At 52.3% G+C, this 1,129-nt stretch carries 1 protein-coding gene; it reads right to left on the bottom strand.

The genetic code is table 11. The features are described 5' to 3' along the window. On the bottom strand, nt 1-1,018 hold a 1,018-nt coding region (locus GY937_19360; GenBank protein MCP5058865.1), incomplete at its 3' end, for a retroviral-like aspartic protease. Nucleotides 1,019-1,129: the final 111 nt, after the last annotated feature.

Genomic DNA, 1,129 nt, shown 5'->3' with positions numbered 1-1,129 from the left:
TAGCCTTGACTTTCTCGAGTCTATCGTAGAGCTCCTCAGGCGTAGCCTGGGCCATGCCGATGGTGGGTCCCTCTTGTGTTCGACGCATGATGTCGTCAACTGCCTCGTTGACGGTCAACATGTCTACTGCTTCAAGATGACCAATCTGAACATCTCGGTCCAGAATGATGTCCTCCTTCGTTGGATTAGTAATCGTGACCTTGATCATCTTCCGTGGCTGCAATCTTACGATCGCATCGACCATGGTCAAGCCTCGTTTCGCGAATTCCTTGTTCAGTACCATTAAAGCATCTGTTTGCGGCCGACCACCTCGCACTCGCAAGCGCAAGGTAGTGGATCCCTCTGCAGGGAAGGAGGTACTGCGTCCTCGGGTACATACCCTTTGACGGGTAGTTCCTAAGAGACCAGCATCCTCTGCAAACTTCACGTGCTTCCGTTTCTTCAAACATGGCGCCGATCCTGCGTAGGAGCTTTTCAGCTCAGTCCGAGTAATTGGAGCGTCGCTGCTCACAGTTACCCATTCCTCCGCATCCGGCGGAACGGTTTCTCCGCGATATACAGCGGCTCCACCCAGTGCAGTAACTTGTGCCGATGCAGTTCGTTCTTCCTCGTTACAGAGCGCGTACTTTATTGGTCCGTAGGTCGGACGGAGTTCGTATTCTTGTTTAATTCGAAGTTCAATCCCCAGGGCTTTAATAGCCGGGATGCCCAACAGCACATCGAAAGTGTTCGATGGATCGATATTCACAGGCCCGCAGATTTCGCGTCCGCAGGTTCGAATAATGATGTGTGCTGTGAACGGTTCCAGCTTCAACGGTTCCTCCTGAAGGCCGCGCACCACAGGTGGCTCCTTCATTTCGAACCATTGAAAGTCCGGGTGTTTCTCGTTGATTCGAAGCTTCATGTCGCTGGAGATAAGGCTTGTTTGAGCGCCTGTATCCACCACTGCCATAGCGCTGAGCCCTTCAACCTCGCATGGAACTCGAAAGTTCTCCCCATCGTAGTAGGGGAAGTACACGCGACGGTTGGTAGGAGCGCTTTGCTGAATAGCAGGTGGTCCTCCAGAAGTTCCGTGCTGATCCAGTTGTTCTAACTCTTCTGTAGTAAGAGTGAAACGATTTCCGAGCTG

The sequence above is a fragment of the bacterium genome (genome assembly GCA_024228115.1).
GTDB lineage: Bacteria > Myxococcota_A > UBA9160 > UBA9160 > UBA6930.
Note: the sequence above shows the minus strand (reverse complement) of the source record. Positions and strands in the feature narration are given on the sequence as shown.